The sequence below is a fragment of the Microcystis sp. LE19-8.1F genome (assembly GCF_027531715.1).
Taxonomy (GTDB): Bacteria; Cyanobacteriota; Cyanobacteriia; order Cyanobacteriales; family Microcystaceae; genus Microcystis; species Microcystis wesenbergii_A.
This window is the reverse complement of sequence record NZ_JAPZSO010000163.1, coordinates 1-26,997: the sequence shown is the minus strand read 5'-3', so window position 1 is coordinate 26,997 and position 26,997 is coordinate 1. Positions and strand designations below refer to the sequence as shown.

Genomic DNA, 26,997 nt, shown 5'->3' with positions numbered 1-26,997 from the left:
GCAAAAGTCAAAAGGGAAGAAAAATATGTGTACCTCACTAGCTTATAGCGGTGTGCAGTCGTATTAGGTACAGTGTCACAAGCTATAAACCATGCTAGGCAAAGCTTGGTCTGTATCTCACTCAAGCGCTTACCGCTATAGCGGCAGGAAAAATTGGAAAAAGTAAAAAAGGGTAAAAAGGGAAAAAAAGGGGAAAAGGGTTACAGAGTCCTCCCAGCACCGCTCACCACCCGAAAACCGTTGTTGGTGGTGTCGTCGCTGTCGCGGCGGTAGTTGGGGTTGCGGTAAGCGGAACGGCAGTCATAAGGAAAGTTGAACCAAGAACCGCCCCGCAGTATTCGATCATCATTATCATTTGTCAGCCAAGCACTGCCATCCCTTGGTGCATTCTCATAGTTATAGTGCCAATTGTCTTCGCACCACTCCCAAACATTGCCACTCATGTCATAAAGCCCCCAAGCATTTGGCTTTTTCTGACCAACAGGATGAGTTGTATACTGAGAATTTCCGTCATACCAAGCATAATCTCCTAACTGATTGGCATGATCACCAAAATAAAAGCGAGTGGTTGTCCCTGCACGACAGGCATATTCCCATTCCGCTTCTGTGGGGAGGCGATAGGTTTTCCCGGTTATTTGACTCAATTTTTTACAAAAGGCTTGAGCATCGTTCCAATAAACCCATTCTACCGGATTTTGGGGATTGTTTTTAAAATTAGAGGGATTTTTTCCCATTACTGCTTCATATTGTGCCTGAGTCACCGGATATTTGCCAATCGCAAAACTGTTTACTTTAACTAGATGTTGAGGCTTTTCAGACTTGTCAGCATCGGGATCACTGTCAGGAGATCCCATGAGAAATTGACCTGCTGGTAAGCCTACCATCTCCAGTGTTACTCCCTTGGGTAGTTTCTCTGTAAATGGAGTTAGATTTATCGGTTGAGGACGAAATTGAGTAATAGACTGACATGAAGAAACAACACTAGCGACACTCCCGGCTGTAACTAACCCCAACTGTTTTAAAACTTTACGGCGCGACCATCTTTTTGACATTTTTTCAAGCCTCCCAAATTTTTGAAGTGGGTGAACTATGGGAATCTTAAGAATTAGTAAAGTGTAGGGTGGATTAGGCGGTTACAAATCCCGTCAAAAAACCAAAATTAACAATCCGCCGTAACGCACCAATTATATGATTAATTCTACCTGAATATCAAACAGGAACCAGAAGCCTGTTCCCCGACAGTGGAAGTTAGGGGTTGCTAACAGGGGGAACAGTGATGACAAAGCGGATAACAGTTCCGATAACTGCTGTTGCCAAGATGGTGATTAATGCCCAAATTTGGGCTTTCTGGGAACCTTTAATCTCTTTTAGATCACCTTGTAAGGTGTTGAATTCTCCCTGTAATGCCTTGAGGTCTCCCTTGACTTCGGCCTCGAATCTGACTTGAACAATCTTCATGTCTGTGACATCTTTCTGGAGCGCGTCTAGCTTCTGATTGGTCTCTTTAAGATTCTGATTAATCTGGTCTAGGATTTTTCCTAAATCGGTTTCGATGGTGGGGCCGCTCATGGGTTAGACTCCTAATTAATTGGTGCTGTTGTTTCTGACTTAGATTTCAGTGTTTGAACAAATTGTAAAACTTTTTGTTGCTTTTCCGGTGTCAGTTCTCGCCATTGTTCAAGTATTTCTTCTTCTTTACCCATAAATACCTCGCTCTTGAATTATAAATTGTTTGGTTTTGAGCAAGGCTCATTAAGTAGCTGGTTATAATTAAATTAAAAATGGATTTTAGGTTCGATCCCCCCTGCCCCCCTTGATAAGGGGGGTGCCGATAGGCGGGGGGATCTGACAACTTTTAACGCCTACCTACTTAATAAAAACCACTCCAGACACAGAGGAAACAAAGATCATATCATTTTTGGTTTGCGGTGGACGTTGTAGAATAGAGAAAACCTACTACGCTGATAGATACCATGCCCTCTCCTGCTATTACCACGATCATCAAGATGGTTGAGTCTCTGCCTGATGAGCTTCAAGAGCAGTTAGTAGAGTATGTTCGAGCTTATATTGCAGAAATTGAAGAAGAAAAACGATGGGATCAGTCGTTCAAACAGACGAAGAATAATCTAGTCGCAGCAGCCCAAAAAGCCAAAGAAGAGATTGCAGCAGGATTGTCCGCACCGATGGATTATGAGCAGCTATGAATTCCGCGACATTGCCCTCATTTTGGCAGAAGTATCGCGACTTGAAACCAGCAGTCAAAGCCGGAGCCAGGAAAGCATATCGGTTATGGGTAGAGAATCCGTTTCATCCGTCGTTAAATTTTTTTGGATTGGCGATCATGATGAGTACGAAAAGTTTTATTCGTAAAACAGAGGAACTACAAGCCTATCCCACTCGAACTTTAAAAACCCACTTGCCACTCTCCTATACTTTTTAAACAGGATTTAGTATCACTCCCTCATAAGTACCTAAGCAAAATTAATTACACATATCTAACCCCCCCCTTGCCTCTTGCCTTTTGCCTTTTGCCTTTCTTCACTAGGAAATTTATTTTGCACGACTACTTAATGACATTCGATAAACTAGATGGCATAGCGACTTTTTTCGGAAGTATCAAAGTGAGCAAGCGTAATTTTTTGGGCGAGGATAGAAGTTTTTTGAGGCAAAAAAACAGAACGTTGCCGGAAATATTCGCCAAAATATTGACGATAGAGAGGACAACTGACTCGGCAAAACTTACCTTGTCGGTGAATCAGTCCGAGACTTTCTAGGTGAAAAGCCGCCATTATATCAATTTCTATGTCTTTTTCCGCCATCACCACCTTAGCAAAGATAGCCGCTAAATTGCCCTTTAAGTATTGCAGATGTGAAAGTAAACGTTTAAGATGATCTGCAAAAATATTACTTTCCTCCTTAATCGAATTAGCGAGAATGGTTTCTAGGGTACAATTGCTCCGAGCAATATAATAGCAAGCAAGACGAATTAAATAGGGATTACCTCCTAGAAATATCCGTAATTTTTCGGAGTCAAAATTCTGATCTAATCCCTGTCTTTGGCTTAATTCTCGTACTTGTGCGCTGGTAAAATTAGGCAATTCGATCGGTAAACCAAGACTAAAAGGAGATTGATAGGTATCTGAGGTTTTATCAAGCTCCTGTGCAGGGGAATAGGCAACAATTAAACGTAATTTTTGCCAGAGAGGTTTGTTTTTGCCTTCCTCGTGCCAGAGGTGCAGAATACTAAAAAATTCTTCCCCTAGCTGTGGATAGGGTAAAAGATATTCAAGATCATCAAAGGCAAGCACTAAAGGATGATCGAGATGGGAGAGAATATGCTTTTCTAGATAGATTTTACAGTTAATTTTACCCCCCAAGAATTCATCCCAATCCTGTGGGAGATGATTGTCTAAATCTAACTGGCGACTAATACTAACGCAAAGCCAACGCATCCAGTGATTTAAATCTTGAAAAATTGAGCTTTCTGCTAACCGAAAACTAAAATAAAGTGTATGGTATTGCTGTTGTTGTGCATAATTAATAATTCTGGTTATCAGGGAAGTTTTTCCCATTTTTATGGGCGCATTAATCCGGATCAGACTACCCCCGCGCAAGACCTCTTGATAACAAGTCTGTTCCAGATTGTTTCTGTTAATATAAAAGGGGGAATTGAGGGGGACTTGTCCCTCTGGTAACTCAGGCAATAGTTGAGGATTAATAGTATCAGTTTCTGGTAAGTTAGGACGATAATAATCGCTATTTTCTAAAGTTAAATTAAAAGCTTGAAAACAATGTTTCAGGGTTTGTTTATCCACTCCCGATTCACAAGCAAATACCTTCATCAAAGTATCTACCCCTAAAAGAGTTTTCTCGCTGAGGACTTCTAGGGTGAAACGATGACCGCGATTATCCCGATACTCCGCTTCTTGTTTGGCAGTAAGTAATTTTTCTAGTCCCGTGGGGGTAAGGACAACCCCGCGTCTGCGGCGCTGTTTTTCTGGTTTTTCCATGATAGTTTTTCCCTGTCCTGAACTCAAACTCTGCACCTCTACTAGAGGTTTTGAGTTTCCTATAGACTTCTCCTCAACAGGGAAACAATCGATTCCGTAATTTTACTGGTTTAGCGATGGAGAGGATCGGGACAATAACCAGACCACTTATTTTCTTCCCCGTCCGAGTTATTTCTGGGATAGGGATAAATCTTAGCCTACTTGCTGACGATAGCTATTCATTTCTAGGCTATCTTCCCCATAAAGATCCTCAATGTGTTGATGACAGCAATCGATCGCAAATCGATCGAATTCTCTCGGTTCAATTTGATACATTTTGGCAAAAATATCGGGTTGAACACGACAAAATTCTGGTCTCTGGTCATAAATGGTACAGAGACGGGTTTGGCGATCAAAGTGTATACACCAACCCTCTTCCCCCACCATGCTGAGATATTGACTTAATTGTGCGGGAGTAAGATATTCTTCTAAGTCAGGACGCTCATCGGGATTTAGTTGACAACAAGCTCCACAATTTTTAATACATTTCCAATTGGCCATATAACCGGTGTGCCGCGATGAATTAATCCTAGTACCTACTGACCAGCTTACTAGCAATTAGTCCCAATTTTGCCTTCCAGCAAGAATTCCCCTCAATAGTTTTAATCTCAACCTGCGATCGGGTATGAAAGCTTGACGAGGCAAGAATCTAATAAAATGGGCGTTGTAAGGGTCGAACTTACGGCATCCTGCTTGTAAGGCAGGCGCTCTACCACTGAGCTAAACGCCCGAATTAATCTTGCACTTTCTTAGTATAACATATATTTTCAAAAAAGTATATTATTTTTTTGAGCGAGTTGATTTTTTTCCGATGCCCTCTGGTCGAACTCACGATCGCATTACCCTAATTTTGCTGCCACCGATTGCGGGGGCGAGTTTTTTGGTCAGTGGTAGTGGTAAATTAACGCTATTACTGTTGGCCAGTTATTTGTTTAGCGGATTTCTGTTTGGACCGGATCTTGACATCCACTCGGTACAATACAAACGTTGGGGTTATCTGCGCTGGTTGTGGCTACCCTACCGTTCCATGATCCGTCATCGCGGTTGGTTATCCCACGGTTTATTGATCGGCACAATTTTTCGGTTATTTTATCTTGGTAGTTTTCTTTTACTAGCGGCGATCATCATCATTCCCATCCTGCAAAGTTTCTGGGGTATAGACTGGGATTGGCGACTGTGGCCGCAGCAAGCGATCGCATTATGGCAACAGTATCCCCAGCTAGCGATCGCTATTTTCCTGGGTTTAGAATTAGGGGCGATGAGTCATAGTTGTAGTGATTGGATCGGATCGGCCTACAAACGTTCTCGAAAAGTGGCTCAAAAACCGGTAAAAAAGAAAAAACGTTAATAGTCCGCGTCCACAATTTCTAATTAGCCTTACTTTGATATTCTTGCCAAGTTTTCGGACTGATAAAGAGAGTTCCTTTTTCTTGCTGATCGGGAAACTGGATATAATTTTTCTCTAGATAATCCTTGAGTTTTGGTGATTGCAGAAATTCCTTTTCAAATCGATAGAGAAAAACCAAATCGGGCTGTCTTTTTTCGATGACTTCTAGGATAAAATCCCCATCAAGATTCTGATTGATAAATCTCTTTCTGGTGATGACAGCAGTTTCTGGGGGTGTTTTCAAGAAATATTGATATATGTAGTGAGGATTGTCGGTTAACAGAAGTTTATCGGAGTTTTTAAATTTTTCAAACACAGCTTCTGCTAAAAGAGGTTTATACCTTTTATTAAATTGAACGTAGGCATTAATTGCCGGATCACGATTGGTGATTATTCTCAAGGTATTAAAGAGAAATTGGCCAGACAGTGGTAGAAAAATCAGCATTTTGAGAACTAATTCCAGGGTTATTTTTCGATTTTGCCTAAATTCCACGAGACTATCACTAATTTTTAACTGTTCGACAAACAAGGCAATTATCCAAACGGCGGGAATAATTAAGTGGATATAATAATGAGGCCAAATTGGGGCGACTGTAGCAAATCTGAACAGATTAGAACCTAACCAGACCAACGGCGGTAAAAGTGGTATTATGTTGCGGGTAAAAACCATCGCTATAATAGCGATCGCTGTCACGATTATATAAATTGGTTCGTACTGTAGGACGCTTTGTAAGAGAGTCAATAAAGTGAGATTTTCTTCACCGAAACTAGCGGCAACACTGACATGAGATTTAATAATATTTGCGTAGGAAAAAGGAAAAATAGTCAGGGAACCCAAGACAAAGACTAAAACAACAGCGACTGACCAAATAACAATATCAATAATTCTTTTAATAAAACTATTCTGTTGATTGAGAAAAATAATTAAAGCTACAGTGGGGATAATAGTAATGCCCGAAAGTTTAATTTGCAGGGAAAAAACGAAAGCAATGGCACTGAGTAAATACAGCCCATACTTAAGCTTCCCCGTGGATTGAAGGGCTTTAAAGATAATAAAAATACTTAAGATTGTAAAAAAAAGTGAGGGTAACTCCCGCAACATTGTCGTTGACAGGTTAATATACACTGGACAGGTTGAGAGAATAAATACCGATAAACAAGCCGCCAATATTCCGCAATTAACTCTCAGGATTAGATAAAAAATTCCTAACATAATTGTGGACAAAGAAAGCACCATAATGCGCGCAGCATGGATAGTAAATCCTGTCACGCTTAACCAACCATTTAGTAAAAGAGATAAACCCGATAAATGATCGTGCCAAACTTGTTCGTAGAGACGATAACCTTGTTTGGTGACGTAGGCAAGTACCAGGGCCACCGCTTCATCAAAATTAAGGATATAGGGATAATGAAGCGGGACTTTCCAGAAAACAATCCCCAGAAAAAAAACAGCAATGGCAATTAATGCCATTAAATCAAAACGATAAGATTTCTTATTCATAACTTTTTCTGGACAAGAATTGCTGCGTATCTTATCACAGATCGAGACATCAGTTAGGGGGTTAAAAAAGATACCAAGATTACTTTTCGGAACTACGCCCTAAATCTTTAGATCTATGATAGGCCGCCACTACTGCCTCGATAATTGTCGAGCGAAAAGAGCCTTTTTCTAATTGTCTCACCCCGGCAATCGTAGTTCCCCCGGGGCTAGTGACGCGATCCTTTAATTCTCCCGGATGTATGGCCGATTCTTTTAATAGGGTTGCCGTCCCTAAAACTGTTTCTATGGCCAATTGAGACGCGATCGCTCGCGGTAATCCGGCCGCCACACCACCATCGCTTAAAGCTTCCACCATCAGGGCCACAAATGCCGGGCCCGATCCCGATAATCCCGTTACTGCGTCCATCAAAGGCTCGGGAACTTCCACCACCGAACCGACCGCAGCAAAAATATCTCTGGCTACGGCCAGATGTTCCGGTTCCGCATGACGACCGGGTGCGATCGCTGTAACCCCTTGTCCCACCGTGGCCGGGGTATTGGGCATCGTCCGGATTACGGGGCGATCGGGAAAGCCCATTTCTAAGCGATTGAGGGTAACTCCCGCTAAAATCGAGATAATTAGGGGTTTTTCGGGTATTCCCAGCAAACTATTCACTACTTGCTCTAAAATTTGCGGTTTTACCGCTAAGATTAACACCTCAGTTGCTCTAGCGGCTTCCCGGTTATCCTCGCTGACTTTTACTCCGTAGGTATTAACCCAAAAGTTACGCCGTTGGGATTGGGGTTCACTGACTAACACCGTTTCGGGACTATAAATATTTTTTTTTAATAAACGGCTGAGAATGGCCTCGGCCATCACTCCACCGCCAATAATTCCTAAGCGAATAGACACAGTATTTTTTAAAGTAAAAAGTAAAAAGAAAAAAAGGCAGATTTAGAGGTCTTACCCAGAAAAAACACATCCTCTCGAGCAATCGAGCGATTTCCAGCTTCGACAAACTTGACGAGAGGACTATGGGCGGATTCATTGAGCTAATCGATTGATTTCAGCGCCCCAAGCAGGTGCGGAGGAAACGGGTCGAGCCATTTTCGGATTGTCGGCGATATCGTGAATAGTTCCCGAAAGGGTGCTAACTTTAACGCAGCTGGGGGTAAATAGGAAAATACTCTCACCGATGCGTTCTTGATGACCATCAATCGCGTAAGTGCCACCGGCGACAAAATCCACGGCTCTTTGTGCTTCTTCGGGAGCCATGACGTTGAGGTTTAAAACCACCGATTTGCGTTCTCTCAGGGTTTGGATAACTTGGGGCATTTCCTCGAAGGAATGGGGTTCGATCACGACTACTTCTGCATTATTGTTGTTAATACCTGGCATACCGATCACGTTGCTTCTGTTGGGTCCCATAGATGTGGCTGTGTTGAGATTTAAAGGTTCGCGTTGACGACGATTAAGCGGTTCTTCTTCTTCGTTTTGATCCTTCTCTTGGGGGGAAGACTTTTCCCAGTTCATTTCTTCGTAGTCGGTTTCGTCTTCGTCTTCTGGTTGTTCGGAGATGCCGACAAAATCTTTGAGTTTGGTAAAAATGTTGTTCACAGTCTAAGGTCCTTCACAAGATTTTTTTGGGTGGTCTTGTCTAGAGTCGGGGTTATTTATTGGCCTTTAACAATTTTTGCTCTAACTTAGTACAGGGGAACTATTTTGTTAAGGGTTCGTCATTTTAGTCGTCTGGAGGCAGCGGTTAGTTCCCAAATTAAGCTATCAGTTATCAGCTGCTGAAGGCAAGAGGCAACAGGCACTCGTGCAGAAGACAGAATCTGGCAATTCTCCTACCTAAAAAGAAGGTTAGAAACTAAGCACATCAAAGCTTTTAGCTTAACCAATTAGGTTTTAGATTCGGTCTTTGTGCTCAGGGGATAGTTTTCAGGGATTGGGAAAAAGTCAATTCCTCATTTCTAACCACCAGCTTCTAGATTGGGCGCTGCAATTCTAATATATATTATCACCGATCATTAAATTTTCTAGGGGGGTTTTTCTGTAAATTTACGGAGATGGTTCAGTAAATGCGATCGCCAAAAATGCTGGTTCCCACCCGGATTAAAGTGGCTCCGGCCTTGATGGCGAGAGGATAATCGTTAGACATCCCCATTGATAGATGAGGCAGGCGTAAACTAGAGCTATTCTCGATTATTTGGGCTAAATCTCTGGTTTTTTCAAAGGCGGCTAACTTTTCCCCAGCGGATAATCCTCGGGGCAGAATTGTCATCAAACCTTGAATTTTTAGCTGTTTACAGTTGACTAAAGCGGGAATATCTGCTAGTAATTCGTCTGTGTCCCAACCGAACTTATCGGGATCGGGGACAATTTTCACCTGTAGCAAAACTTGGGGATTAATCTCTAATTCCCCAGCTAGGCGATCGAGTCTTTGGGCTAATTTTAAACTATCGAGGGAATGGATTAAATCAAAAGATTCTAGGACTTTGCGGGCTTTATTTGCCTGTAGATGCCCGATAAAGTGCCAAGAAATATCCTGGAGGTCTTTTAGTTCTTGCTGCTTCGAGATTGCTTCCTGTAGCTTACTTTCAGCAAAATCTCTCACTCCTGCTCGGTAAGCTTGACGGATATAATCGCCAGATACCTGTTTACTGACGGCAATCAGACGCGTGGAGGGGGGTAGGGTAAGACGGATTGACTCGATACGACTAGCGATCGTCATGAACTAGACTGAAAAGGTTTGTTGATAAGTTTGGTTGAGACTGTTAAATTCTTGCACATTACTGCGCCGTCGCAAATTCCGCAGCCGATTTTCCACCAAAAGACGAGCATCGGAACGACTAATCGGAGCGAACGAGACTTTTTTGGGTCCGGCCGTCACCAGAAAAAAAAGACGTTGGGCATAAAGAGTGGTAAATAATTCCTGATGTTCTTCTAATAGACACACTCTGTATAATAGACCGAAAGTGGGATGATTGAGATAGGTTTCGTTACTCATTCAAGCGAGCGCTAAAGGAAAAGGATTGAGCGAACTAGAAAGTTTTTCAACAACAAAATCAAGCGGATGGCTCGAAAACAAGTGATTTTCCGGGTGTTTCCCTAGCCTAATTTTATCAGAATCCTTCAATGACAACTAACGATGCCAGTCTATGTCATGATTTCCTGATGTTTCACTTTTTCCCTGTTAACGTGGATACATCTCGGTGACAACTTGTCACCATCAGAAATTAGCTCGGCTGCAAAAATCAAAAATCCTCCGTTAGGTGAGAAGAATCCGAGACTCCGAGAATCGGAGACAGGAGGAGTAAAAAAACAAGAGATAACTTTCCTACCGATAAAAGCTAAGATTATGTCAAATTTATCTGGTTTTTTAGATATTTTGACCCGATAGCGGCGATCGGTGAACTGAAAACTCAGATCTGATCACTGATAACTGATAACTGATCACTGAATCACTGATGAAATGCCCTAAGCTTGTATTAAGCCTTTTTTAACTTCAAATTCCTTTAACCTCAATCAATATGGATTTTTCTAGTCTTGTTGCCAGTCAGCTAAACGCCGGCGTTATCTGGCCCGAAGGAATCCTGATTATTACCCTGATGGTGATTTTAATCGGCGATTTAATCGTGGGACGGAGTGCCAGAAGTTGGCTGCCCTACGCTGCGATCGCTGGTCTGCTCGCTGCTGTGGTTGCTCTCTATTTTGCTTGGGACAATCCGAAACCAGTGGCCTTTTTAGGGGCTTTTGAGGGTGATAATCTCAGTATCGTCTTTAGGGCGATTATTGCCCTTTCTACCGCCTCCACAGTGCTGATGTCTATCCGTTATGTGGAACAAGCGGGAACTTCCCTAGCGGAATTCTTGGCCATTATGCTCACCGCAACCCTCGGGGGAATGTTCCTATCTGGCGCTAGTGAATTGGTGATGATCTTCATCTCCCTAGAAATGCTCAGTATTTCCTCCTATCTAATGACCGGTTACATGAAGCGGGATCCTCGATCGAACGAGGCCGCTTTAAAATACCTGTTAATTGGAGCTTCTAGTTCGGCGATTTTCCTCTACGGTGTTTCCCTTCTCTACGGTTTATCCGGAGGTGAAACCAGTTTAAGTGCCATTGCCCAAAAATTAACTGATGTTAACGGTGGTCAGTCCCTGGCCTTAGCGATCGCATTAGTGTTTGTGATTGCCGGTATCGCCTTCAAAATTTCGGCGGTTCCCTTTCACCAGTGGACTCCTGATGTGTACGAAGGTTCACCCACTCCCGTGGTGGCTTTCCTCTCGGTGGGTTCCAAAGCGGCCGGTTTTGCCCTAGCAATTCGCCTATTAGTGACGGTTTTCGGTCTAGTCAGCGAACAATGGCGGTTTATCTTTATCGCTCTAGCAATTTTGAGCATGATCCTCGGCAACGTGGTCGCCTTGGCCCAAACTAGCATGAAACGGATGTTAGCCTATTCCTCGATCGGTCAGGCGGGTTTTGTCATGATTGGTTTAACCGCCGGTACTGACGCGGGTTACTCTAGCATGATTTTCTATCTGTTAATTTACCTGTTCATGAACCTAGGGGCTTTTGCCTGTGTGATTCTCTTTGCTCTGAGAACTGGAACCGATCAGATCGCTGAGTATTCGGGACTCTACCAGAAAGATCCGCTCCTAACCCTCTGTTTAAGCATCTGTCTGCTCTCTTTGGGGGGAATTCCGCCTCTAGCGGGCTTCTTTGGTAAGATTTATCTATTCTGGGCCGGTTGGCAAGCGGGACTTTATGCCCTCGTCCTCGTTGGTTTAGTTACCAGTGTGGCCTCGATTTACTACTATATCCGTGTGGTCAAAATGATGGTGGTCAAGGAACCCCAAGAGATGTCCGATGCGGTGAAAAATTACCCCGTTATCAATTGGACTCTTACTGGGATGCGTCCCCTACAGGTGGGCATTGTCCTCTCCCTAGTGGCGACTTCCCTGGCCGGTATCCTCTCCAATCCTCTCTTTACCCTAGCGACGGATTCCGTCACCACTACCCCTATCCTACAATCGGCGGCCCTGGCGACGCACATTTCCCGGGCAAATTGAAAATCCCCGTTGATTTATCGGCGTTGTCAGATCAGAATAACAACGCCTATTGTAGGGCTAATTCATGAATTAGCCCTACAGCTAATCCGTTTTTAGTAATGTGATTAACTCTCAATTTGTTCTAAAATAGACGCTAAAATATCTGGAGTTAATCCTTTAGCTTCTGCTTCATCACTAGCTTGATCCATAATTGGTGATAATCTTGCCACTGCTTTTTGACGATATTTTTCTAATTCTAATTGAATAGTTTCAGTTAATTTGTTTTCTATGTTCCCTCGGTCATTGGGTTTAATTTTAGCGTAATATCTAGCAATTTCTAAAGGAACTTGAATAGTGATTTCTGTCTTGCTATTCATGGTAAGTAGCTGGTTATAATTAAATTAAAAATGTATTTTAGGTTCGATCCCCCCTGCCCCCCTTGATAAGGGGGGTGTCTGATAATTTTTAACGCCTACCTACTTAATTGATTGTTCTTTTTACTTTTAACAGACCTCTATTGTAGCACAAGATCACCATACTCATTGAATTTGACGATATTGATGTAAAAGTTGCCATTGGACAAAAAAATCAATGAATAGGGCTTGCTGAAAAAGTACGGGCGAAGCATTCGGATAGAAAATCTACGGTTTCACCGATAGGTTATTGCCCGAATGCTTCGCCCCTACAGGACGCGGGCCGATGAAGACGCAAGGTTTTGAACCACGATTCTCTCAAAATCTTGCACCTGTGAGAGCAAAACAGGACAATAAAACCCTTACCTCGTCTATATTTCACATTTATTCAGCAAACCCTAAATAGAAACATGGACTAAAAATAAACCCCCCTCAACTGGCTAATTGAAGGGGGCATTTATTGTATTTTTTGTGAGCAATTTAGCCTACTTTTGTGGTTTCTTTTTCGGCTGATTTGGATGGCTTTAGTTTGCGTTTGAGGGTTGAAGCTGCGCCGAGAGTACCGAGGACTCCAAGACCAAAGAGGGAGGCGGGTTCAGGTACTTGTTGTGCTGTTTGTGCTGTCCCAAAAGTTACGGGTAAAGATACTGAAGCTACAACCTCGGTGAAACCAGGTGAAGCGATTGAACCTTCAAAATTCACAAGCTGAAAAGTGAAGAAGTCAAGGAAAGTACCGATGTCATACCACCTGTTGCCGAACGGATTTCCTGAGTTCTGAAACCTTACTCTGGCCGCGTTAAAACCAGAAACGTTTGTATTAAAAGTTAACGTTGAAGATGTGGCATTAACCAAAAATTGCCCTGTTCCGCTGATAGAGCCACTAGGAATGACGACAGTATCTAAAGTAAAAGGAGTACCATTAACTGTCAAGGTAAGGTTAACGTTGGTAAAGGGATTGGGAGTACCAGTTGAGTTGATAGTATAGCTACCTATTGGCACATCTACGGTTCCCACTAAAGAAGCGTTATTACTACCATTACTCCAACTGCGGTTAACAGTAAAAGTAACGGCCGTTGCTGCCACAGGAGTGAGCATAGCAGCGAGAGAAGTTGCGCCAGCTAAAGCTAGGGTGGGAATTAATCGGTTTTTAATCATCTTGATTGAGCAAACGGGTGAATAGAGGCAACTATCGTCTTGCTCGCAGCTTGGTCAAGCAACAGCCTAACCCAAGACAACAGGCAGACGAAAGAGATAATACACATTCCCCCCCCACAAATGTATCAAAAACTACAATTTAATAATTCTTTATATTCTTCTCCCCGACTAGCGACTGATACTAAATCCGTTGAGTATAGGCTACATATCAGGACAGGCAAAAGTGGTAATAGATAATCAGTGTTTAATAACCGGATTTAGTATTAAGACTTTTTCTAAGCTTAACCTGCTTTTTGCCTTACTCAAATTGGCCAAGTAAAAGACTCATTTCGTTAACAACATTCTCACTTGCTTTTAACGCTTCTTTTCTAATTGCTTGAATTTCAGCCATACTTTTTGCTATTCTCTGCTGTTCAGATTGGGGTGGAATAGGCACTAAAACTTTTGACACATCATCTACTAAAATAGTAGGAATAGCATGACCTGTCATGTACCTTTTAACCTGACGCAAAAAAAAGTCTGTTCGCATATATACTAATAAAAACAAAGGCTCGACTCCCTGAATATTTCTTAATACTGAAAATCCATTTGAGCAAATTGCTCCGTCTTCATCTTCTGTGATTAGGGCTGTTGCTTGGCGTGGTGTTCCCGTACTTGCTCCTGAAATTGCTGTAATAATATCGCCTTTGTACAATCTATAAGTTGCGCGAGATGGGGCCTCATGTGCCTTGATTATTTGTTGAGAAACAACTTGCATTGTACGATAATCAACATCAGAAATAGCTATATATCTAATTTCACTATCCCTAGCTAAACGAAAATCAGCCGCATCTCTCAAAATATCGGCAATTTCACCTAAAGGTTTCGCCCCAATAGATTTTAGATGTTCTAATAATTTTTGGTCATTGGGTAAATAATGTTCGGCATCCAGTCTCGAATTGAGCAGGGTATTCTTAACTGTATAAATACAATCGCTGTTTTGTGCAAATTCGCCATTGATAAATGACCTAAAAGAGTGAGAAATATCATCTATATCATCGTCAACTATTGGCAAACCTGATTTTGTTCGGGCTATAACTCCCGACTCGTTGCGCTTATATATTGTTTGTCCTTTAACGTCATAGCCTATTTTTTTGATTTGTGCCATAAAACAAGAATCATGGTTTGCTGGTAATTTTTGAACTACCAAAAGTGATGTCTTGATTCCAGTGCCGTAGGGTACAAAGGCTTCTGGCGGTATGGAAACAACACCTAATATTTTTGTTTGGGAGCGTAACCAATGCCGAATCGGTTCATTAGAGATATTTTGTAATAAACCATCGGGCAGAATAATCGCCATGCGTCCACCTGCGCGCAATAATTTTATAGATTTCTCAATAAATAAAATATCGGGCGACTGACCCGCTAAAACGGTTGGGGAAACTTCCCAACCATTGGACGCTGATTTATGCCATTTCCTGGCGAGAAGATATGATTTAAGAATTTTCTGGTCTTCTACTTTGCCTTTATTTCCGAAAGGAGGATTGGTCAAGATAACATCAAAAGAATTATTTAATTTTTCATCTTCGATAAGCGCATTAGTGCAGATAATTTCTGAACCTGTGCCACCTTCAAAAACTAAACGAATCATTCCCGAAAGGGCGACATCAGGATTAAATTCAATTCCTGTAATACTTTCTTGCACAAAACTTGCTATATCGAACTCTGGATTATTTTGTCGAACATGGTTTATTGCTTGAATTAAAAAACCACCACTTCCGCAAGCAGGATCTATAATTTTTTCGTTTGGTTTGGGGTCTATCATTTCAACCGCAAGGCGTACAATTGGGTGAGGGGTAAAAAATTCTCCCCTATCTCCACGCTGGTGTCTATTTACAAAAGTCTGGAAGGCTTCCCCTTTTATATCGCCAGATGTTTTACTTAAATTAATGTACTGTAACCTGCCTACAATATAAGCAAGAGTTAAAGGTTTTAACTTGAATGTGTCATCGGTGAAAAATCCCCGATAATGATTCTTGATGGAGGTAAATAATTGACTGAGACGCGACATAAATTCATCGGACTTATTGGCTACGATGGCTTTATATTCACTTGCTGTAACGCCAAAATTTACAGATTGCTTGACAGATTTTTCATCATGAAGTTTGATGATGATTAGTTTAACCATCTCGTGAAAAATCTTGTCTTTGAGCATTCCTTCGTTGGCGTAAATATAATTATGGCACTCTTCAAAAACTGCTGAAAGATTGTTAGAAGGTCGTAATTCCTGAATTTGCGGGAGTTTTTCAGGTAACAGGCTATCTTCAGAAAATAACAATCCTTGCTCTTTCATTTACTGCTACTGCGCTTGATTTGACCGTTTACCCTTGCGGGTTGTTGAATAGATAGAATATTTTTAGCCTCGACTCCTAGCAAACCAGTCTTTTAGTGGACAGAGATAATCGCCATCTTGATTAAACAAGAACTTGCCACTATACCTGATTATAGAATATAAATTAGAGGATGTCAAGAGATAAAAAATTCAGTTTAATGTTAACCAAAGTGAGTAAAAAAAGCTGAGAGATTGTTGATGACAGAAATTCGGAGCATCTTTCAAATTGACAAGGCCAATTGTAGGGCTAATTCATGAATTAGCCCTACAATTGGCGCTAATTCATGAATTAGCCCTACAGCTATTGACAACGCCTATTGTTTAGCCTTTTGATCAGGTGGGCGACGCTCACCTGATTTATTTTTAGCTAAACATTAAAACGGAATAGTAAAACATCACCCTCTTGAACAATGTATTCCTTGCCTTCACTTCTGACTAAACCTTTTTCTTTAGCCGCGCTCATCGTACCACTATTAACTAAATCCTGATAAGACACAGTTTCTGCACGAATAAAACCCCGTTCAAAATCCGAGTGAATAACTCCGGCTGCTTGGGGTGCTTTCATGCCAGAAATAATCGTCCATGCGCGGGTTTCTTGGGGTCCAGTGGTGAGATAGGTACGCAGTCCTAATAACTCGTAGGTAGCTTTAATTAAAGATTTTAATCCCCCTTCTTCTACTCCTAAAGAACCGAGAAAATCTTTTCTTTCTTCCTCCGACAATTCCACTAATTCCGATTCTACTTGAGCAGAAACGATCACAACTTTTGCCTGTTCCTGTTGAGCAATTTGACGGACACTTTCTACCCAATCGTTACCCGTGGCCAGATCATCTTCGCTAACATTAGCGGCATAAATAATCGGTTTACGACTCAATAAACCGAGATTTTTAATTAATTCTTCGTCCTCTTTGCTTAAATCCACTTTTCGCGCCGAAATACCGTCATTAAGACAAATTAGGATTTTTTCAAGGATAGCCAATTCTTCGGCGGCTTCCTTGCTATTTTTCGCCTGTTTGCGTAAACGTTCCACCCGCTTCTCCACCTGTCCCAAATCCGCTAGAGCTAACTCTAGATTAATCACCTCGATATCCCGGGCCGGATCCACGGACCCAGAAACATGAATAATATCATCATTATCAAAACAGCGCACCACATGAACGATCGCGTCCACTTCCCGGATATTAGCCAAAAATTGATTACCCAATCCTTCCCCGCGACTCGCACCCTTAACTAATCCGGCAATATCGACAAATTCGATCCGCGTCGGCACGATTTTCTCAGAATTAGAGATTTTAGCCAAAACCTCCAGACGTTCATCGGGGACGGATACCACACCCACATTCGGTTCGATGGTACAAAAGGGAAAATTAGCCGCCTCGGCCTTGGCATTAGCCACCAGAGCGTTAAATAGGGTCGATTTCCCCACATTTGGCAGTCCCACGATTCCAGCTTTCAACATAAAAATTGCTTGATAAACATCATCCCGACCTCTCACTATATCAGGCTGCCTCTCGTTTTTGTAAATCCAGTTGATGAGAAAGACGGTGGATAGTTAACAGCTTAGTTAACATTTATTCAAGTTCCTTAACTAAAAGTAGGCGAGATTTTACAAGAGATTGCGAGAATGGGATGTAATGCTTGAGACTGAGTTAGGGTGAAGAGTAAGAAAGAATACACCTGTAGCACTAGGCAAAATTATGGCAAGACAGGCCTTTCACTTCTAAATACGTCCTGAGAGTAATTTTCAGTGCTATGACAGTATATTTCCTAGGGCGATCGAGTGTAAATATCGTCCAATCGCCGCAACTAATCACTAAATCATTGTTGGGGGTATCTGTATGAACCAAAGTACCGGAGCAAACACCCGTAATGTGGCCCTTGTCGGCCCCTACTCCAGTGGCAAAACCTCCTTACTGGAAAGTTTACTTTTCGTCACAGGAGCGATCACCAGAAAAGGAAAAATCAGCGATCGCAATACCGTTGGTGATAGTTCCACCCAAGCGCGGGATCGACAGATGAGTGTAGAAGTTTCCGTTGCCCATAGTCAATACCAAGACCTAAATTTTACCTTTCTCGATTGCCCCGGTTCGATCGAATTTGCCAGTGAAACCTATAATGCCCTCGTCGGGGCCGGTGCTGCTATTATCGTTTGTGAACCAGTGGTCGATCGAGTTCTCACCCTGGCTCCCTTGCTAAAATTCCTCGATGATTGGGAAATTCCGCATCTAATCTTCATCAACAAGATGGATCGCTGTAATAGTCACTTTAACGAAGTCCTACAAGCTCTCAAATCCGTTTCTAGTCGTCCCCTCGTTCCCCAGCAATATCCTATCCGTCAGAATAACGAAATTATCGGATTTATCGATTTAATCAACGAACAGGCTTATCATTACCATGCTAACAGTCCCGCCGATCCTGTAGCTTTACCCGACCACCTCAAGGAAGAAGAACAGAGCGCTCGACAAGAAATGCTGGAAACGATCGCCGAATTTGACGATCATCTTTTAGAAGAACTCCTCGAAGATATTAACCCCTCCCGGGAAGAAATTCTCCAAGACTTAAAACAAGAACTGGGAGCCGATCAGATAGTACCCGTGTTCTTCGGTATGGCGGAACGGGATTATGGTGTGCGTCATCTCCTCACCGCTTTAGTGGAAGAAACACCGGCCCCGACAATTACTGCCAACCGTCGCGGTCTCGATACCAGTGCGGACGGGGACGCAGTGGTACAAATCCTCAAAACCTATTTTACTCCCCAGGGCGGTCGCCTCTCCCTAGGGCGAATCTGGCAGGGAACCCTTAACGATGGCATGGCCTTGAACGGTGTGCGGATTGGTGGTATCTATCGTCTCATGGGACAACAACAACAACCCTTACAGCAAGCGCAAGCGGGGGAAATTGTCGCTCTCGGTCGTTTGGAGGGAATCGCCACCGGAGACGTGGTTAGCAGCGGCAGTCAAAAACCCGATCTTCCCAAAGGTTTACAACTCAAACCCGTCTTTGCCTTGGCCATTGCCGCCGTAAATCGCAAGGATGAAGTTAAATTAAGTTCAGCTTTGACAAAACTGATCGAAGAAGATCCCTCCCTCTACTGGGAACAACACGGCGACACTAAAGAAGTGATTCTTTGGGGACAGGGAGAAATTCATCTGCAAGTGGCCCTCGATCGCCTAGCACGCAAGTATAATCTACCGATGACCACCCATTTACCCCAAGTCCCCTACAAGGAAACAATCAAGGCCAGTACCAAATCCCACGGACGCTATAAACACCAAACCGGCGGCCACGGTGCTTTTGGTGATGTTTACCTCGATATTAAACCCCTGGCCCGGGGGGAAGGTTTCCACTTCCATGAAACCATTGTCGGTGGTGTCGTCCCCAAACAGTATATACCCGGGGTGGAAACGGGAGTGCGGGAATATCTCGGTCATGGTCCTTTGGGTTTCCCCGTGGTGGATATTGATGTTACTCTCACCGATGGTTCCTATCACAGTGTCGATAGTTCCGAACAAGCTTTTAAACAAGCGGCCCGTCTAGCGATGACGGAGGGACTACCTAAATGTCATCCAGTCTTATTAGAACCAATTCTATCGGTGACGGTTCTCGCTCCCTCAGAATACACCGCCAAGGTTTTACAGTTAATCAGTGGCAAACGCGGACAAATTCAGGGTTTTGAAGCTTCTGAGGAGTGGAAAGGTTGGGATCAGGTGACGGCCTATCTCCCCCAAGCGGAAATGCACGATTTGATCGTTGAATTGCGTTCTTTGACTATGGGGGTCGGTTTCTTCCGGTGGGATGAGGATCACCTGCAAGAAGTGCCGGATAAACTGCGCGATGCGGTTTTAGCTATGCAGGGTAACGGTCAAAAGTAAGCTGCCCGCGCATTTAAATTGCTTGTTGAGATGAGGCAACAGGCAAAAGGCAACCCCCCCGACATCGGGGGAGAATCGAGGCAAAAACGCGGTCGGACTGACCGTGTTAGAAAATGCTCGCGGAGGCGATTTGACGGGGATCGACCGGGTTAAACCCAGTCGATCTAGTTAAAAGCCTATGAACCGAGAATCCCCCGCTACACCGCGCGAGCGGTTAGCGGGGGAGAGTCAATATTAGGAATAACCCTAGGAGTGTTAACGATGATTACAATCCTAGAGAGGATTCTTTTTTCCTATCACTGCATAGAAGGGATCAGCGACCATAATTCCTAACATTTGCAGGAAACTGGGGGTAGTAGCAGGACGAACGATCCCCTGTACTTCCCTAAATCCCGCCACCGATTTAAAATAGGATTTCACTAACGCTACCCGGCCTAAATCGCTATTATCGCGCCAAACAGCGATCGCTTTTTGGTAAAACATCCGATTGGAAAAACTGACCACCACCAGACCATTAGGCTTTAAAATGCGATACAGTTCCGCAAAAATCGCCTCTGGATACTGCAAATACTGCACCGACACCGTGATTAACACCGCATCAAAAGAACTATCCTCTAGGGGCAATTTTGGCTGTGCATTGAGGTCTTGGACAAAATAACTATGCAAGCGGGGATTTTTGGCTAACTCCTCCCCATTCATCCCGTGACCTTCGATATGCTCAAATTCCATCTCCTCCGGTAAATGGGACACCCAGCTGCTCATCAGGTCTAAAATGCGTGTATTCGGCGATAATATCTCTCGGTAGAGAGCGGTTAATCGATCGATAAAACCCTCATCCACGTGGGTGACGAAGCGGGGAAAAGCATAAAAATCGCTGTCTTTGGTCGGATCGAATTTAGTTCTTTCTTCGGGTCGGAGCATTTTTGTCAAGTTAATTTTACTATTCTTAACATACCCCACAGACAGAAAAAAGGGTTAACCGAACTGGTCAACCCCTAGGCTTGGGAACGCGCTGTAAATCTTAGCTTTGAACGACTAGCTTAACGTTAGCGTTTTGCAGACCACGCTGTTTCACTTCGGATAGGGTTTTGTTCACAGCGTATTTTTGGTTGATCGAGTTGATCAATTCGGTTTGATTGTGTTTTTTGGCTACACCCCAGAGGTCAGCGATTAAATCGAAACTGCCGTCGGTATTGCGAGACCAACCGAGATCATATTCGCCATCGAGAACAGCAACGATGTCGGAGCGAACCCGTTGACCGTTGTAACCACGAACATCGGCTTCAGTTTTCACGCTAATGCCGAGGTCGCGGAGAGAAGCTTTGAGGATTTCGGCATCGGTGATTTTGGTCCGGAGAGTGCTAAAATGAGACATTGGAATTTCCTCTTTGTAGATAAGAATCAACAACAACAGATCGAGAGTTAAAGAGTGCCGCCAAGCGGCTTTGCGAGGCATTGCTAGTCCCTGAGAACTAGCCTTTCATCCCGTTGGGAGCGGGCGAAAGTCTGTTAGAACTCCAATCGCTGGTACTCAGCGACGGAGGCCGAAGCAGGTCGGGCGCGTTGTCTGGCCCAATCACGCAGGGCCGTCACCTGTTCGGTCATGGTGCGAGATAGGGGCAGAGTCGCCTTAATCGCCGCAATAATGTCCAATTGCGTGAATTCGCGATCTTGGGCGAAGGCCTCATACATGGCGGCAATCAGCGCCTGTTCTATTTCCGCACCGGAAAACCCATCGGATACCTTGGCTAACTGCTCCAAATCGAAGCGAGAAATGTCGGAGCGTCGTTTAGTCAGGTGAATATTAAAGATATCTTGTCTTTCTTCGGAATTGGGCAAATCGACAAAGAAGATTTCATCGAAGCGCCCCTTGCGGAGAAATTCCCCCGGTAGCCGTTCAATCCGGTTAGCTGTGGCCATAACGAAGACGGGCGAGGTTTTTTCCTGCATCCAAGTCAGGAAGGAGCCGAAGATGCGGCTAGAGGTTCCCCCATCGGAATCGGCGGATCCCGTGCCACCGGCAAAAGCTTTATCTAATTCATCGATGAAAAGAATGGCCGGGGAGATGGATTCGGCAGTTTTTAAGGCATTACGCAGGTTAGCCTCAGACCGTCCCACCATGGAACCATCGTAAACCCGTCCCATATCTAAGCGCAGGAGCGGTAAACCCCAGAGGCGCGAGGTGGTTTTAGCGATTAAGGACTTACCACAGCCCGGTACTCCTAAAATTAGCATCCCTTTCGGTTGGGGGAGTCCGTAACCTCTGGCTCTTTCTGTAAAGGCGTTCGAGCGCTGTTTTAACCATTTTTTTAGTTCTTCCAGACCACCGACGGCGTTGATGGTCTCGTCCTCTTCAACGTATTCTAAAATTCCGTTGCGGCGAATCAGTTGTTTTTTCTCGGAAAGGACGATTTCTACCTCGTCTTCCGTCAATTTGTTCGCTTTTACATGGGCTTTGCGGTAAACTTTTTCGGCTTCATCTTTGGTTAAGCCCAAGGCCGCTTTCAGGAGTTTTTCCCGCACTTCTGTGGTGGTACGGCGATTTTGATTTTTGCCTAGGTGTTGCGAGAGAACCGTATCTAACTCTCCCATGTCCGGCAGGGGAAAATCTAGAACTACTACGTCTTTCTCTAGTTCTATGGGGACTTCTTGCAGGGGAGACATTAAAATAATGATTTTTTCGGTTCCTTTAAAGCTGGCGATCGCATCTCTTAACCAGCGAGTGACCGGGGCGGAAGTGATGAACGGATGCAGGTCTTTGAAGATGTAGATGCCCGCTTCCCGTTGACGCACTACCCATTCGATCGCCGCTTCTGGAGATACGGTATTATGTTGACTGGTTTGGCGCGGTTGACCCTGTTCGATCATGCCGTGGGTGACAGTCCAGACAAACACCCGTCGATGTTGTGTATTTAGTTGGGCTATTTTGCTGATGGCTTCTTCCGCCCTTTCCTCCTCGGAGGTGACGAGGTAAATCAGGGGGTACTGAGCCTTGACGAGAATTTCTAGCTCTTCTTTCATAACATCGACCCTATTTGTGGTAACGGTTTTGACCTTGGGCGGCTGATGGCTGTAGATGCCTTGTTCGGCTACTGAGAGTTTAGCAGGGAACTAAGGCTGCTTCTCCCTCTGCGGTTGCTTGGGCTCCGACGGGTTCGGGAACTTCGAGCGGGAACTCGTCGCCGACTATTCCGGGCTGGCGTTTGATCGACCTTAGCCGATCTTCTTTCATTACTAAGGCGGCATCACACTCGGGACAGACATGAACCTGATAGGTTTTGCCATAGGCGGCGGCTTCGATTTCTTCTACCTTTTCGGGGTATTTTAGGTAGAAAGCGATCGCTTTTTCCACCAGCCCTGACATCGATTCTTCATCGATCGCAGCCCTTATTTTTAGTTGACGATGGACTCCAGGGGGAAGGTACAGTGTGACTTTTTGCTTGTCTTGCATATCACTAAATTGGTTTACCCGGGTATGTGTCCTTACTATAACCACTATCTTTCCTCCCTGTCAAGATGGTAAGCTGTTATGACAGCATAATTGTAACATTTCTTTACAATTGTTGGAGAAGTGGGGTGTGGGGTGTGGGGTGTGGGGTGTGGGGTGTGGGGAGAATAAAGCTGCCTTTTGCCTTTTGCCTTTTGCCTTTTGCCTTTTGCCTTTTGCCTCCTGAATTCAGCCAACCCTAGTTACTATTGATACGACTTAAAAAGGCTTGTAGGCGCTCGCTGTGGGGATTATTAAAGAAGGTGTCGGGAGCGCCTGCTTCTTCGATCACACCTTGATTAAAGAACAAAACCTTGTTAGAGACTTCCTTAGCGAACTGCATTTCGTGGGTGACGACTACCATAGTCATCCCCTCATCGGCCAATTGACGCATAACGTTTAACACTTCCCCGACTAATTCCGGATCCAGGGCCGAAGTGGGTTCATCAAATAAAATCACCTCTGGTTTCATGCAGAGACTGCGAGCGATCGCCACCCGTTGTTTTTGTCCTCCCGATAATTGGTCGGGATAAACATCGGCTTTTGCGGCTAATCCCACCTTTTCCAGATAATGAATTGCCGTATCTTTAGCCTCATTTTCCGAGTGGTGTAACACTTGCTTGGGAGCTAACATCAAGTTTTGCAAAACGGTGAGATGGGGAAAAAGATTAAAGTGTTGAAACACCATACTTACCCGGCTGCGTAAGTTGCGGAGGACCGATTGATTTAACTTCGGGGAAGAGATGTCAATCCCCATCACCTCCAAGCGGCCGCCGTTAATTGTTTCCAAACGATTGAGACAGCGTAAAAAGGTACTTTTACCGCAGCCAGAGGGACCGATTACCGATACCACATCCCCTTGATAAAGAGTGCCTGTAACTCCTTTAAGTACCTCTAAAGAGCCGTAACTTTTGCGTAAACCTTCAGTGACAATCACAGGGGTGGTAGTGGTCATAATATCCTCTCGTAGAAAATTTTACATTCTGTATAAAAGTATCCAGATTAGTTTCTGCTAAATTGTATCCTTGACGACATTTTATCAAGAGGAATAATCATAATACTCAAATAGTCTCTCTACATCTGTCTTGGGTGGGAAGTAGGACGAAATTATTAACTTAATTGAGCAAAAAAATCAAGGAGAAACAATTAAAAAATGATTAAATTTTGGCGAGGGCGGGTGGTGCAGAGAGTCATCTTTGCCTTGTTAGGATTAGTCTTGGCGCTCGGATTAACTGTTATTCCGGCTTTTTCTCAGACCCCTCCTAATCCTTTTCGAGTCGCCACAGAAGCGACTTTTCCGCCCTTTGAATTTCAACAAGGGGGACAATTAACCGGGTTTGATATCGATTTAATGCGAGCGATTGGCAAAGAAGCCGATCTCAATATTGACTTTAGAAATTTACCCTTTGATGGCATTATTCCGGCTCTACAAGCGAGAACAGTGGAAGCCGCTATTAGTGGTATGACCATCACCGCCGAACGCGCCCAAGCGATTTCTTTTTCTCGACCTTATTTTAAGGCTGGTTTAGCGATCGCTGTTCGGGAAGATAATCAGACGATTAAAAATTTTGAAGACTTAAAAGGCAAAAGAATTGCCGTCCAAATTGGCACTACGGGAGCCTTAGAAGCGACAAAAATACCGGGGGCAACAGTTAGTCAATTTGACTCGGCGGCTTTAGCTTTGCAGGAATTAATTAATGGTCGAGTTGATGCGGTAGTTAACGATAAACCCGTGACTTTGTATGCAATTAAAGAAGCGGGTTTACGGGGAGTAAAAGTGGTCGGAGAATTATTAACGGAGGAATTCTATGGCATTGCTTTACCAAAAAATTCCCCCTATCTCCAATTAATTAATGATGCTCTAGGTCGAGTCATAGAAAGTGGTCAGTACGATGCTATTTTTCGGCAATGGTTTGGAGAAAAACCGCCAGAATTACCTTTAGTTGCCCCAGCTTTAAAGAATTTACAGGAATCGAGTTTTAACTGGGGAGAATTATTCTATAACCTGATTGTTAAAGGGGTTCCTTGGACAATTCTGTTAACGGTTCTGTCTTTTCTGTTCGGGTTAATTGGTGGAACTTTAGTGGCCATTGCCCTGATTTCTCCCTACAAATGGTTAAAAACAATTTGCCGCATCTATGTGGATTTCTTTCGGGGAACACCGATGCTGGTGCAATTATTCTTGATCTATTTTGGTTTGCCCGGGTTGTTCCGAGAAATTGGCTTAAATATCGACTTAGATCGTTTACCAGCAGCCCTATTTGCCCTAAGTTTAAATGTGGCGGCCTATTTAGCTGAAATTATGCGCGGCGGTATTCAATCGATCGATAATGGTCAATGGGAAGCTTGTTCTAGTTTAGGAATGTCCCCGGTGCAAACCATGCGCGAGGTGATTTTTCCCCAAGCGTTTCGCCGGATGTTGCCACCGTTGGGGAATGAATTTATCACCCTAATTAAAGATACCAGTTTAGCGGCAGTAATCGGTTTTGAAGAATTATTCCGGCAAGGTCAATTAATGGTAGCCACTACCTATAAAGCTTTCGAGATTTATATCGCTGTTGCTTTAGTTTATTTGGTTTTAACTACCCTTTCCTCTCTGGTATTTAAGCGCTTAGAGATTTATATGGATCCCCTACATAAATCTAAACAGGAACAGAAAGCCTAGGGGCAAAAGATGGGAACTGATACTAAACGTCGTGCTTTGCTTACCTCATAAACGATTAAAGGTAGCAAAAAAAGAATTAGATTCGGAGAATGAATCAGCCCTACCCAAACCCTGGTCCAGTTATAGTAGGTTGATTCATGAATCAACCTACAGCGATTAAAGGTAGCAAAAAAAAAGAATTAGATTCGAAGAATGAATCAGCCCTACCCAAACCCTGGAGCGCATTAGCTTTTCGGTGGGATGCTTACAGCCAGCTGCTGATATATCTGTAATAATTTAAGAGTTACTAATAATTGCTGATTGTCGGTATTTCTGCAAATGTGAGATGCCCCCGTGAATCAGTCGGTCGAACCCGCGTTTCTAGAGGCAGAAACCAGCCAAAAAGCCCCTAAACCAGAGGTAAGAACCACGACAATAATTAACCCGACCAGTAACCAAATATTTTTAGGTAATTGCTGTTTTGAAGCAGTAAGGGTGATGGGAGGGGTGACTGAGACTTCTTTCTTAACCGGCAGCGAAGGAGAAGGGGGTGTAACCAGACGGGGACGAACCGGGATCAGGAAGGAGGGTTCCTCGACGGGATTCCTCTCGAAACTCTCTACCACTTTTTCTAATCTTCTTCCCTGAGCAACTACTGTCTCGATTTCCTGACGTAATTGCCGATTACTCTTGACAAGTTGCTGGTTTTGTGCTTCTAGAGATTCCGCCCGTGCCTGAGTGGCCTGCAATTCTTTGACTAATTCTCGATAGACCGAGAGGGGAACCGAGGGGCGACCGGTGCAACTCTGGGGTACTTGGGGGGAAAGACGCGGCGTAGTGGTCATGAATTGACTAATTTAGGGCTTTTAAGGGTTGACACTCCCCGCTCTAAAGAGACGGGGATTCTTGGTTCAAAGAGATTACTTGCTTAGACAGAATCGCTTCTGAAAAAGTAGAGGTATTCTCTCCCCAAGCGTTTATCGGATCTAGCCCGAAAGTTCCCGTATGCCCTACGGTACTTAACCCTTTTTTAAGGATATTGATAGCGGCGTTTTCATCCCTATCTAAAACACACCCACAT

At 43.8% G+C, this 26,997-nt stretch carries 25 protein-coding genes, 1 tRNA gene and 2 pseudogenes; 6 read left to right on the top strand and 22 right to left on the bottom strand.

Features of this window, described 5'->3' with window-relative positions; genetic code table 11:
- Positions 1 to 200: 200 nt before the first annotated feature.
- The 3 genes and pseudogenes from O9334_RS16030 to O9334_RS16020 form a co-directional block, all read right to left on the bottom strand.
- Positions 201 to 932 (bottom strand): annotated as a pseudogene (locus O9334_RS16030) (formylglycine-generating enzyme family protein); the annotation flags it as partial.
- 316 nt (positions 933 to 1,248) lie between these two features.
- Positions 1,249 to 1,569 carry a hypothetical protein gene (locus O9334_RS16025; protein WP_286826188.1) on the bottom strand — a complete coding sequence of 107 codons (321 nt, stop codon included), beginning with the start codon at positions 1,567 to 1,569 and terminating at the stop codon, positions 1,249 to 1,251.
- An 11-nt stretch (positions 1,570 to 1,580) separates the two neighbouring features.
- Entirely contained in the window at positions 1,581 to 1,703 is a 123-nt protein-coding gene (locus O9334_RS16020; protein ID WP_016514863.1) for a hypothetical protein, read from the bottom strand.
- A 270-nt stretch (positions 1,704 to 1,973) separates the two neighbouring features.
- On the opposite strand from O9334_RS16020, the gene O9334_RS16015 reads away from it, so the two are divergent.
- Positions 1,974 to 2,204: a hypothetical protein gene (locus tag O9334_RS16015; RefSeq protein ID WP_045358293.1), complete on the top strand. Its 231-nt coding sequence runs from the start codon at positions 1,974 to 1,976 to the stop codon at positions 2,202 to 2,204.
- Entirely contained in the window at positions 2,201 to 2,440 is a 240-nt protein-coding gene (locus O9334_RS16010; RefSeq protein WP_045358294.1) for a hypothetical protein, read from the top strand. The genes O9334_RS16015 and O9334_RS16010 overlap by 4 nt, the downstream gene beginning before the upstream one ends.
- Positions 2,441 to 2,585: 145 nt before the next feature.
- Here O9334_RS16010 and O9334_RS16005 read toward each other — a convergent pair whose 3' ends face one another.
- From O9334_RS16005 to O9334_RS15995, 3 genes are all read right to left on the bottom strand, one after another.
- On the bottom strand, positions 2,586 to 4,010 hold the full coding sequence (locus O9334_RS16005; protein WP_288001150.1) for an AAA-like domain-containing protein: 1,425 nt from the start codon (positions 4,008 to 4,010) through the stop codon (positions 2,586 to 2,588).
- Between the two features lie 192 nt (positions 4,011 to 4,202).
- Positions 4,203 to 4,550 (bottom strand): YkgJ family cysteine cluster protein, encoded by a 348-nt coding sequence (locus O9334_RS16000; protein ID WP_045358298.1) that lies wholly within the window; start codon positions 4,548 to 4,550, stop codon positions 4,203 to 4,205.
- 157 nt (positions 4,551 to 4,707) lie between these two features.
- Positions 4,708 to 4,779 (bottom strand) — tRNA-Val (locus O9334_RS15995).
- Between the two features lie 81 nt (positions 4,780 to 4,860).
- Here O9334_RS15995 and O9334_RS15990 point away from each other — a divergent pair.
- Positions 4,861 to 5,397: a metal-binding protein gene (locus O9334_RS15990; RefSeq protein WP_288001148.1), complete on the top strand. Its 537-nt coding sequence runs from the start codon at positions 4,861 to 4,863 to the stop codon at positions 5,395 to 5,397.
- A 19-nt stretch (positions 5,398 to 5,416) separates the two neighbouring features.
- Here O9334_RS15990 and O9334_RS15985 read toward each other — a convergent pair whose 3' ends face one another.
- The 5 genes from O9334_RS15985 to pipX all read right to left on the bottom strand — a co-directional run bounded on the left by O9334_RS15985 (position 5,417) and on the right by pipX (position 9,930).
- A complete protein-coding gene (locus O9334_RS15985) occupies positions 5,417 to 6,937 on the bottom strand; it encodes an ArnT family glycosyltransferase (RefSeq protein ID WP_288001147.1) in 1,521 nt (506 codons plus the stop codon).
- Between the two features lie 79 nt (positions 6,938 to 7,016).
- Complete coding sequence (gene proC, locus O9334_RS15980; RefSeq protein WP_045358301.1) at positions 7,017 to 7,829, bottom strand: pyrroline-5-carboxylate reductase; 813 nt, start codon at positions 7,827 to 7,829, stop codon at positions 7,017 to 7,019.
- Positions 7,830 to 7,961: 132 nt separating this feature from the next.
- Positions 7,962 to 8,534, bottom strand: coding sequence for a cell division protein SepF (locus O9334_RS15975; RefSeq protein WP_045358302.1), 573 nt, complete (start codon positions 8,532 to 8,534; stop codon positions 7,962 to 7,964).
- Positions 8,535 to 8,994: 460 nt separating this feature from the next.
- A complete protein-coding gene (locus O9334_RS15970; RefSeq protein WP_190380084.1) occupies positions 8,995 to 9,654 on the bottom strand; it encodes a YggS family pyridoxal phosphate-dependent enzyme in 660 nt (219 codons plus the stop codon).
- Between the two features lie 3 nt (positions 9,655 to 9,657).
- Positions 9,658 to 9,930, bottom strand: a complete 273-nt coding sequence (gene pipX, locus O9334_RS15965; RefSeq protein ID WP_045358306.1) for a transcriptional coactivator PipX — start codon at positions 9,928 to 9,930, stop codon at positions 9,658 to 9,660.
- A gap of 523 nt (positions 9,931 to 10,453) precedes the next feature.
- Here pipX and O9334_RS15960 point away from each other — a divergent pair.
- Positions 10,454 to 11,995 carry an NAD(P)H-quinone oxidoreductase subunit N gene (locus O9334_RS15960; protein ID WP_190380085.1) on the top strand — a complete coding sequence of 514 codons (1,542 nt, stop codon included), beginning with the start codon at positions 10,454 to 10,456 and terminating at the stop codon, positions 11,993 to 11,995.
- A 104-nt stretch (positions 11,996 to 12,099) separates the two neighbouring features.
- On the opposite strand, the gene O9334_RS15955 is transcribed toward O9334_RS15960, so the two are convergent.
- From O9334_RS15955 to ychF, 4 genes are all read right to left on the bottom strand, one after another.
- Positions 12,100 to 12,351, bottom strand: coding sequence for a hypothetical protein (locus O9334_RS15955; RefSeq protein WP_288001143.1), 252 nt, complete (start codon positions 12,349 to 12,351; stop codon positions 12,100 to 12,102).
- A 516-nt stretch (positions 12,352 to 12,867) separates the two neighbouring features.
- Positions 12,868 to 13,542 (bottom strand): PEP-CTERM sorting domain-containing protein, encoded by a 675-nt coding sequence (locus tag O9334_RS15950; RefSeq protein WP_288001141.1) that lies wholly within the window; start codon positions 13,540 to 13,542, stop codon positions 12,868 to 12,870.
- A gap of 298 nt (positions 13,543 to 13,840) precedes the next feature.
- Positions 13,841 to 15,874 carry an N-6 DNA methylase gene (locus tag O9334_RS15945; protein WP_288001139.1) on the bottom strand — a complete coding sequence of 678 codons (2,034 nt, stop codon included), beginning with the start codon at positions 15,872 to 15,874 and terminating at the stop codon, positions 13,841 to 13,843.
- A 406-nt stretch (positions 15,875 to 16,280) separates the two neighbouring features.
- A complete protein-coding gene (ychF, locus tag O9334_RS15940; RefSeq protein WP_045358312.1) occupies positions 16,281 to 17,372 on the bottom strand; it encodes a redox-regulated ATPase YchF in 1,092 nt (363 codons plus the stop codon).
- 379 nt (positions 17,373 to 17,751) lie between these two features.
- On the opposite strand from ychF, the gene O9334_RS15935 reads away from it, so the two are divergent.
- Positions 17,752 to 19,785 (top strand): elongation factor G, encoded by a 2,034-nt coding sequence (locus O9334_RS15935; protein WP_288001137.1) that lies wholly within the window; start codon positions 17,752 to 17,754, stop codon positions 19,783 to 19,785.
- Between the two features lie 273 nt (positions 19,786 to 20,058).
- Here the strand turns inward: O9334_RS15935 and O9334_RS15930 are convergent, their stop codons facing one another.
- The 5 genes from O9334_RS15930 to O9334_RS15910 all read right to left on the bottom strand — a co-directional run bounded on the left by O9334_RS15930 (position 20,059) and on the right by O9334_RS15910 (position 24,227).
- The gene (locus O9334_RS15930; protein WP_288001135.1) at positions 20,059 to 20,706 is read right to left on the bottom strand and encodes a class I SAM-dependent methyltransferase; all 648 of its coding nucleotides are present in this window, start codon (positions 20,704 to 20,706) and stop codon (positions 20,059 to 20,061) included.
- 100 nt (positions 20,707 to 20,806) lie between these two features.
- Complete coding sequence (locus O9334_RS15925) at positions 20,807 to 21,160, bottom strand: DUF1257 domain-containing protein (RefSeq protein WP_002731874.1); 354 nt, start codon at positions 21,158 to 21,160, stop codon at positions 20,807 to 20,809.
- Positions 21,161 to 21,294: 134 nt separating this feature from the next.
- Complete coding sequence (gene ycf46 / locus O9334_RS15920) at positions 21,295 to 22,806, bottom strand: stress-responsive protein Ycf46 (protein WP_045358316.1); 1,512 nt, start codon at positions 22,804 to 22,806, stop codon at positions 21,295 to 21,297.
- Positions 22,807 to 22,885: 79 nt separating this feature from the next.
- On the bottom strand, positions 22,886 to 23,236 hold the full coding sequence (locus O9334_RS15915) for a slr0373 family blue light stress response protein (protein WP_045358317.1): 351 nt from the start codon (positions 23,234 to 23,236) through the stop codon (positions 22,886 to 22,888).
- Positions 23,237 to 23,471: 235 nt separating this feature from the next.
- Positions 23,472 to 24,227, bottom strand: coding sequence for an amino acid ABC transporter ATP-binding protein (locus O9334_RS15910; protein ID WP_045358318.1), 756 nt, complete (start codon positions 24,225 to 24,227; stop codon positions 23,472 to 23,474).
- 198 nt (positions 24,228 to 24,425) lie between these two features.
- On the opposite strand from O9334_RS15910, the gene O9334_RS15905 reads away from it, so the two are divergent.
- On the top strand, positions 24,426 to 25,937 hold the full coding sequence (locus tag O9334_RS15905; protein ID WP_288001134.1) for an ABC transporter permease subunit: 1,512 nt from the start codon (positions 24,426 to 24,428) through the stop codon (positions 25,935 to 25,937).
- A gap of 338 nt (positions 25,938 to 26,275) precedes the next feature.
- Here O9334_RS15905 and O9334_RS15900 read toward each other — a convergent pair whose 3' ends face one another.
- Both O9334_RS15900 and O9334_RS15895 read right to left on the bottom strand, forming a co-directional pair.
- Positions 26,276 to 26,761 (bottom strand): bZIP transcription factor, encoded by a 486-nt coding sequence (locus tag O9334_RS15900; RefSeq protein ID WP_045358321.1) that lies wholly within the window; start codon positions 26,759 to 26,761, stop codon positions 26,276 to 26,278.
- Between the two features lie 43 nt (positions 26,762 to 26,804).
- Positions 26,805 to 26,997, bottom strand: a pseudogene (locus tag O9334_RS15895) (RNA-guided endonuclease TnpB family protein); the annotation flags it as partial.

Excerpts from the sequence above, each read along its gene's own strand:
- O9334_RS16025 (WP_286826188.1), bottom strand. The coding sequence starts at position 1,569 with ATGAGCGGCCCCACCATCGAAACCGATTTAGGAAAAATCCTAGACCAG.
- O9334_RS16020 (WP_016514863.1), bottom strand. The coding sequence starts at position 1,703 with ATGGGTAAAGAAGAAGAAATACTTGAACAATGGCGAGAACTGACACCG.
- O9334_RS16015 (WP_045358293.1), top strand. The coding sequence starts at position 1,974 with ATGCCCTCTCCTGCTATTACCACGATCATCAAGATGGTTGAGTCTCTG.
- O9334_RS16010 (WP_045358294.1), top strand. The coding sequence starts at position 2,201 with ATGAATTCCGCGACATTGCCCTCATTTTGGCAGAAGTATCGCGACTTG.
- O9334_RS16005 (WP_288001150.1), bottom strand. The coding sequence starts at position 4,010 with ATGGAAAAACCAGAAAAACAGCGCCGCAGACGCGGGGTTGTCCTTACC.
- O9334_RS16000 (WP_045358298.1), bottom strand. The coding sequence starts at position 4,550 with ATGGCCAATTGGAAATGTATTAAAAATTGTGGAGCTTGTTGTCAACTA.
- O9334_RS15990 (WP_288001148.1), top strand. The coding sequence starts at position 4,861 with ATGCCCTCTGGTCGAACTCACGATCGCATTACCCTAATTTTGCTGCCA.
- O9334_RS15985 (WP_288001147.1), bottom strand. The coding sequence starts at position 6,937 with ATGAATAAGAAATCTTATCGTTTTGATTTAATGGCATTAATTGCCATT.
- O9334_RS15970 (WP_190380084.1), bottom strand. The coding sequence starts at position 9,654 with ATGACGATCGCTAGTCGTATCGAGTCAATCCGTCTTACCCTACCCCCC.
- pipX (WP_045358306.1), bottom strand. The coding sequence starts at position 9,930 with ATGAGTAACGAAACCTATCTCAATCATCCCACTTTCGGTCTATTATAC.
- O9334_RS15960 (WP_190380085.1), top strand. The coding sequence starts at position 10,454 with ATGGATTTTTCTAGTCTTGTTGCCAGTCAGCTAAACGCCGGCGTTATC.
- O9334_RS15955 (WP_288001143.1), bottom strand. The coding sequence starts at position 12,351 with ATGAATAGCAAGACAGAAATCACTATTCAAGTTCCTTTAGAAATTGCT.
- O9334_RS15950 (WP_288001141.1), bottom strand. The coding sequence starts at position 13,542 with ATGATTAAAAACCGATTAATTCCCACCCTAGCTTTAGCTGGCGCAACT.
- O9334_RS15945 (WP_288001139.1), bottom strand. The coding sequence starts at position 15,874 with ATGAAAGAGCAAGGATTGTTATTTTCTGAAGATAGCCTGTTACCTGAA.
- ychF (WP_045358312.1), bottom strand. The coding sequence starts at position 17,372 with ATGTTGAAAGCTGGAATCGTGGGACTGCCAAATGTGGGGAAATCGACC.
- O9334_RS15935 (WP_288001137.1), top strand. The coding sequence starts at position 17,752 with ATGAACCAAAGTACCGGAGCAAACACCCGTAATGTGGCCCTTGTCGGC.
- O9334_RS15930 (WP_288001135.1), bottom strand. The coding sequence starts at position 20,706 with ATGCTCCGACCCGAAGAAAGAACTAAATTCGATCCGACCAAAGACAGC.
- O9334_RS15925 (WP_002731874.1), bottom strand. The coding sequence starts at position 21,160 with ATGTCTCATTTTAGCACTCTCCGGACCAAAATCACCGATGCCGAAATC.
- ycf46 (WP_045358316.1), bottom strand. The coding sequence starts at position 22,806 with ATGAAAGAAGAGCTAGAAATTCTCGTCAAGGCTCAGTACCCCCTGATT.
- O9334_RS15915 (WP_045358317.1), bottom strand. The coding sequence starts at position 23,236 with ATGCAAGACAAGCAAAAAGTCACACTGTACCTTCCCCCTGGAGTCCAT.
- O9334_RS15910 (WP_045358318.1), bottom strand. The coding sequence starts at position 24,227 with ATGACCACTACCACCCCTGTGATTGTCACTGAAGGTTTACGCAAAAGT.
- O9334_RS15905 (WP_288001134.1), top strand. The coding sequence starts at position 24,426 with ATGATTAAATTTTGGCGAGGGCGGGTGGTGCAGAGAGTCATCTTTGCC.
- O9334_RS15900 (WP_045358321.1), bottom strand. The coding sequence starts at position 26,761 with ATGACCACTACGCCGCGTCTTTCCCCCCAAGTACCCCAGAGTTGCACC.